Source organism: Moorena sp. SIO3B2 (assembly GCF_010692525.1).
GTDB lineage: Bacteria > Cyanobacteriota > Cyanobacteriia > Cyanobacteriales > Coleofasciculaceae > Moorena > Moorena producens.
This window is the reverse complement of the sequence record NZ_JAAHHE010000066.1, coordinates 21,992-28,204: the sequence shown is the minus strand read 5'-3', so window position 1 is coordinate 28,204 and position 6,213 is coordinate 21,992. Positions and strand designations below refer to the sequence as shown.

Genomic DNA, 6,213 nt, shown 5'->3' with positions numbered 1-6,213 from the left:
GCCGAGCCCGTCCCTAACGCACCATACGCCTACTCTTTTCCCCCCTTTTTTTAAGGGGGGTTAGGGGGGATCAAAACTCCCATTAATAACTTCTATAAGTATAGCAATTAATAAAAAAATTCGGTCAAGCTCAGATAAACTCTAATACTTGACCGAATTATATTGTGTAAACCTCAAAACGTACAGCTAAGCTGCACTTAAACCATATAACTCCTGATTAATTGTACATTATTCCCGAGTTAGTCAGCTATCAGCGTGTCGCGTATCAGCCAAAGGCTTAGCCTGCGCGTAGCGCAATCGGTGCTTTTGAATAAAATAAGCTGACGGCTGACCGCTGACGGCTTGCTGATTTATACCCCTCCCCAAAAAAACGTTCATTCTTCATTCTTCATTCTTCATTCTTCATTCTTCATTCCTGGTCGCCAGGGCGACGCCCTGGCAATTTACTATCCTAATCTACGTAAAAATATCGAATCAAAGTCACCATAACCTCACCAGGATTTCCGGTAGGTTCGGGAGTGCTCCACTCGTCGGGATAAGCGTATTTAAGAGAATAGATGGTAAGAATTGTTTTCCGAACTTGTTCAGGAGAACCGACCAAGATGTGCTTGGCTTTCTTAGCTTTGCGACCTTGGTTTTCAGGGTTTTGATTGTCATCAGGGTTTGAAGGAAAGTTTGTACTCATGAATCGTTATTGGTTTAAAACGCTTACATTATTAATATATCAATTTATTAATCTCTGGTCAAGGGGTTTAGGAATTTTTTTTTATTACCAAATAGCGACGATTAATCGTAGGGTGGGCAGTGGATGAAACCAATAAAATCGGATCGGAATCGGTTGGATATGCACTGCCCACCAACAGTTTTAATAAAATTAATCGTAGGGTGGGCAGTGGACGAGACCAATAAAATCCGATCGGAATCGGTTGGATATGCACTGCCCACCAACAGTTTTAATAAAATTAATCGTAGGGTGGGCAGTGGACGAGACCAATAAAATCGGATCGGAATCGGTTGGATATGCACTGCCCACCAACAGTTTTAATAAAATTAATCGTAGGGTGGGCAGTGGATTAAACCAATAAAATCCGATCGGAATCGGTTGGATATGCACTGCCCACCAACAGGGATTTAATTAGATATTAATCGTAGGGTGGGCAGTGCTCTATCCGATAGAGCACTGCCCACCCTACATGTATATCTGGCTGGTGGGCAGTGCTCTATCCGATTTTCAACTATTACTATCCCTTAATAAACCACTGCCCACCCTACATCTTTATTTATGCCCACCCTACATGTATATCTGGCTCTGGTGGGCAGTGCTCTATCCGATTTTCAACTATTACTATCCCTTGAAAAAGCACTGCCCACCCTACATCTTTATTTATGCCCACCCTACATGTATATCTGGCTCTGGTGGGCAGTGCTCTATCCGATTTTCAACTATTACTATCCCTTAATAAACCACTGCCCACCCTACATCATATCTACATCAGAACTCAATTTGTAACGTTTTGCAACTATGGCCAAAATGGCGGGACAGATTGAGCCTATTGTTCCATTTTTTAGATAGGTCTGGGATTAGCAACATCTCAAGTCTGATTGATTACTTATTTGATATAGGGGTTTCTAGCCTAATCAGACCCGGTGGTGCGTTACGGAACCGGCTGTCCCAATAGTGGGAACCGAAAAAATGAGGGCGAGCCGGTTCCTAACGCACCCTACGTAACTGTTCCCTGTTCCCTGTTCCCTGTTCCCTACTCCCTATTCCCTATTCCCTATAAACATACATTTCATTAATAGGAAAGTAACCATGATAGTAATCAACGATAGCGACAATTCCAATTCACACCCAAACCCATTGCCTACTCCGGTACCACTACCAGAACCAAATCCGAATGATCCTACTGGTTCTATTGGCAATTATGTTTGGTTAGACAGCAACAGAGATGGTCTCCAAAATGAGCCTCCTGAAAATGGTGTCAATGGCGTTACTGTTAATCTCTTCGACATCAACGGTAACCTAATCCAGACAACTACTACGAATGATGATAATAATGAGAATCCTGGTTTCTATCTATTTGAGAATATCCCGGATGACCTTTCTACTCGTTATACCCTGGAATTCGTTGCACCGGAAGGGTTTACTTTTACTACCCAAGATAATGACCCACGACAGTTTATTGATACCGATAGTCCCATAGATAGTGATGTTGATCCCAATACCGGTCGTGTTACTATCGGTCCGATCACTCGATTCTTGCCAGAAGGGATTGACCAATTGGTATGGGATGCTGGTCTGGTGCCAGTTAAACCAGGGTCAACCGGTACCCCAGGGGATGACAAACTGATTGGTACTCGTCGTAATGACCACATTAGTGGTGGAAAGGGTAACGATACTATTGTCGGTCGTGGTGGTAATGATACCCTCTCCGGGGATGGAGGCAAGGATGTAATTAAAGGGGGTGCTGGTAAGGATGTGCTTGATGGTGGCACTGGTCGTGACACGATTAATGGTGGTCGTGGTAATGACACGATTAATGGTGGTGGTGGTAAGGATCGTTTAGTGGGTGGTCGTGGTAATGACCACATCACTGGTGGTGGTGGTGATGACAGGATTAATGGTGGTCGTGGTAGTGATACGTTAGTTGGTGGTGCTGGTCATGATCAGTTTTTGTTCACTAAGGGCAGTAGCTTCCGCCATGGTGACGTGGATGTGATCGAGGACTTTGAAATTGGTGCAGATCTGATTAAATTGAAGGGCTTTGGTGCCATTGATCCTCAACAGTGGTTTCATAGAGCAGTAAAATCTGGTATCCTATCTGACAGTGACAAGGGTGTTGTTCTTTCTCCTAAGACTGGTGGAACCCTTGTGATTGAGGATGTGCATCTAGATCAATTGAGTGGTGACGATTTCCAATTGGTATAGAATAGATTTCTTGCAGAAGTAGGGAATAGGGAACAGAGAACAGGGAACAGGGGATAATAGTAGAACAGGCATCTTGCCTGTGGTGCTATGGGCATCTTGCCCGTGGTGGAATGGGCATCTTGGTAGAACAGGCATCTTGGCTGTGGTGCCATGGGCATCTTGGCTGTGGTGCCATGGGCATCTTGCCCGTTTCATTTCCGGGCAGGCAGGATGCCCACCCCACTCATATTCATTCGAAGATTCAGCAATGCCGTTTGGATTAGCGCTACCACCATCCACAAACAGGTAGTTAGGTGTGCATCAAGACAAGGTCGTTTAAATGCGCGACAGCTTACCAAAAATTTAGGGACTATTTGGGTTGGGAAGTGATTAACCGGAAATGATCTAATATCATGTCCGGTGCTTTCGGTAGTCTTCATAGTTTTCTGAAAAATTTGTCTGGAAATAATTTCACGCTTTTTTAAGTTGAAAGTAATTCACAAACTATTCACACACTAGTGTTATCGCTTTCTAAATCCAGTAGCTATTCAATTTTTGATAACTATCCGGATTTAGAGTTTTGAAGGTGTATTAATAATCGAGAGATTGGTTTTATATCAAAATAATAACGTTTTTTTTAGTTAGTTATTTACCTCAACATTTTGTTGGTTTTATTGATGATTACCACTCAAATATAAATGCTATTGGGAATCATACCAAGAATCAGCAATGCCCAGGTATATAGGGTTTGACGGTTTTTTTTTGTAACTAAATAATATCTAATTTAAATGCACAACAACTTACTCATGATGACTATAGCCTTTGTAATGGAAAGCTTTTGGCCATAACTACTTGATGCTACAAGCTCAAGTGCGGAAAGTGGGGTATTAATTTTCCTGATTATCTAGTTAGCACTTGTAGTATTAATCAGCGTTTACTCAAGTGAAATTCTTTTTCACTCTAGATAGAATAGTTCTCGCTCACCAGAACTACTTAACAGAACATGAGCATGGAAGTAAAGACTGAGAGTGTTGAGACCGGACAAGAGGAGATTAACCTATTTAAACTGGGGTCGATTCTGCTTCGGTTTTGGAAAACGGCATTAGCAGTGGGAACGACAGTTTTTGCAGGGGGGGCAGCAGCGACTTTTCTCAAGACCCCTGAATATGAGTCAGAGATGCTGATCCTAATGTATCGGGAAGCTTCCGTGCCTGATGTTGGTGGGTTACAAGAAACAGAAAAACCTAAAAATAAGGAAAATTTATCTACCGAAATTGAGATTCTTAAAAGTCGCTCTTTGGTTGCTAAGGCAATTAGCCCCCCAGAAAGCTCTTTTGACAAACTGTCTGTTAAAGAAGTAATCGAAAACATGTCGATTCGTCAGGTAGGGGATGCTGATGTACTGATCGTTTCATACCAAGACACAAATCCCCAAAGGGCTCAAAAAGTACTAGAAGCTCTCAGTTATACCTATGTCGATTACAGTATAGAGCGGCAGCGCTCCCAGGCAACCAATGCAATTCAGTTTATTGATGAGCAACTACCGAAAGCACAACAAGCCCTAAATGCAACCACATCAATTCTGCGTAGCTTTCGAGAACGCTATGGTATTGTGGAACCAGAAGCTTATGCTCTTCAGGTATCTGAACTCAAGCAATCTCTTGTGCAACAGGAGCAGGAAGTAGAAATTGCTCTGAGTCAGACTCAGCGACAGTTACAGGAATTACGCCAACAGCTACAAGAAGCAGGTCAACAACCCCAAGCAGCTTTAGCAAATTCGGTTCTCAGCCAAGATCCTTACTATAAAAACTTAGCTAATCAACTGACAGAACTAGAATCCGAGCTGGCTCTAGAGCTAACTCGTTTCCAGGATAATCATCCTGCGGTGGAAAGCTTACAACTGAAGCGTAACCAAATACAGAATCTATTGCAGAAGCGTACCCAAAGCATCCTGGGGTCAGCAAGCTCACAAATTGATATTAACCAGGTAGTGGGATACGGGGAAACTCGCCAAACACTAACTAATCAATTACTTGCTCTAGAGACAGGATTTGCCGCTCAGGAAAACCAGCTAGAGGCTATTCGTAAAGCTCAAACTGAAGTGGCAGCTCAGTTTCAGCAAATTCCCCAACTCCAGCAAGTGTATACCGAGCTACAGCGTCAGTTAGAAGTTAGATCCCAAGCAGTCAATAACTTACTAGAAAAACGGCAAGAGTTACAGATTGCTGAAGCTCAAGAAATTGCCCCTTGGGAGATTCTTGAGTCTCCTTACCTACCAGAAGATCCTATTTCTCCCAATATCAAACTGAATTTGATTTTGGCTTTACTTATGGGAGGATTGTCTGGGGTAGGAGCGGCATTCCTGCTGGAGCGTTTAGACCAGAAGGTAAAACAGGTCGAAGATTTAAAGCAACTAACGGGGCTATCTTTATTAGGAACTATTCCCCGTATCCGGGGACATATAGTCGGTGCTCGAATCGAAGAACAAAGAAGATTATCGAGTGATCAGCAGTCAGCATTTACAGAATCCTTGCGCTCTCTAGCCATGAATTTACGCTATCTTGGTGCAGCTACAAACAGGATCAAGGTTTTGGCTTTCACTTCTGCAATGCCCTCTGAAGGTAAGACAACGATTACCTATCATTTAGGAGCTGTTTTAGCTGAATTGGGACAGCGAGTTTTAGTAGTCGATGGGGATTTGCGTCAACCAACGTTACATCTATTGGCAGGATTGCCAAACCATGGGGGACTAAGTACAGCTCTTACCAGTGACCGTCCTTGGTATTCCCTCGTTCAGACAGGAAAGACTGAAAGTCTTGATCTAATCAGTTCTGGTCCTACTCCTCCTAATCCAGTGGCGCTGTTGAATTCCCAGAAAATGAAGCAGCTATTTGATGAGTGGCGACAGACTTATGATTATGTGCTAATCGATACTCCTGCTGTGGTAGGGGTTGCTGATACCCAAAGTGTAGGCAGTTATGTGGATGGAATTATCTTTGTTGCTGGCATGGAATGCAGTACCCATGATGATATTACCCGTTCCTTGGAGATTTTACGGAGCAATCAGTGTACTTTAGCTGGGGTGGTGGCAAATTTTGTTAATAACAAGCATGGTAACAGTTACTCCTACCGGCAATCTGCTGGTAATCCTCCCCAGTCTGAGCATGAGAAGAGTAATCTGGGATTGGTTAGGCAGTCTTGGTAATCGTTACTTCACACAGCTATCAAAAATTTATAGGGATCCGTGTAGGAATTGTGATAATTTTTGTTCCCTGTTCCCTACTCCCTGTTCCCTGTTCCCTTTG

At 43.1% G+C, this 6,213-nt stretch carries 7 protein-coding genes; 4 read left to right on the top strand and 3 right to left on the bottom strand.

From position 1 onward, the window contains the following. Positions 1-243: 243 nt before the first annotated feature. Both F6K38_RS16665 and F6K38_RS16660 read right to left on the bottom strand, forming a co-directional pair. Positions 244-378: a hypothetical protein gene (locus F6K38_RS16665; RefSeq protein WP_267872043.1), complete on the bottom strand. Its 135-nt coding sequence runs from the start codon at positions 376-378 to the stop codon at positions 244-246. A 73-nt stretch (positions 379-451) separates the two neighbouring features. Continuing rightward, a complete protein-coding gene (locus F6K38_RS16660) occupies positions 452-685 on the bottom strand; it encodes a hypothetical protein (protein ID WP_008184949.1) in 234 nt (77 codons plus the stop codon). Positions 686-808: 123 nt separating this feature from the next. Here F6K38_RS16660 and F6K38_RS16655 point away from each other — a divergent pair, with 123 nt between their 5' ends. From F6K38_RS16655 to F6K38_RS16645, 3 genes are all read left to right on the top strand, one after another. Then, on the top strand, positions 809-997 hold the full coding sequence (locus F6K38_RS16655; protein WP_287356984.1) for a hypothetical protein: 189 nt from the start codon (positions 809-811) through the stop codon (positions 995-997). Positions 998-1,282: 285 nt separating this feature from the next. Then, entirely contained in the window at positions 1,283-1,510 is a 228-nt protein-coding gene (locus F6K38_RS16650) for a hypothetical protein (RefSeq protein ID WP_287250611.1), read from the top strand. 303 nt (positions 1,511-1,813) lie between these two features. Then, positions 1,814-2,929, top strand: coding sequence for an SdrD B-like domain-containing protein (locus tag F6K38_RS16645; RefSeq protein ID WP_008184960.1), 1,116 nt, complete (start codon positions 1,814-1,816; stop codon positions 2,927-2,929). Here the strand turns inward: F6K38_RS16645 and F6K38_RS16640 are convergent. After that, positions 2,891-3,208, bottom strand: coding sequence for a hypothetical protein (locus tag F6K38_RS16640; protein WP_131826893.1), 318 nt, complete (start codon positions 3,206-3,208; stop codon positions 2,891-2,893). The two genes, F6K38_RS16645 and F6K38_RS16640, sit on opposite strands and share 39 nt — an antisense overlap. A gap of 709 nt (positions 3,209-3,917) precedes the next feature. Here F6K38_RS16640 and F6K38_RS16635 point away from each other — a divergent pair. Further along, positions 3,918-6,113: a GumC family protein gene (locus tag F6K38_RS16635; protein ID WP_287250614.1), complete on the top strand. Its 2,196-nt coding sequence runs from the start codon at positions 3,918-3,920 to the stop codon at positions 6,111-6,113. The last annotated feature ends 100 nt before the right edge of the window (positions 6,114-6,213 follow it).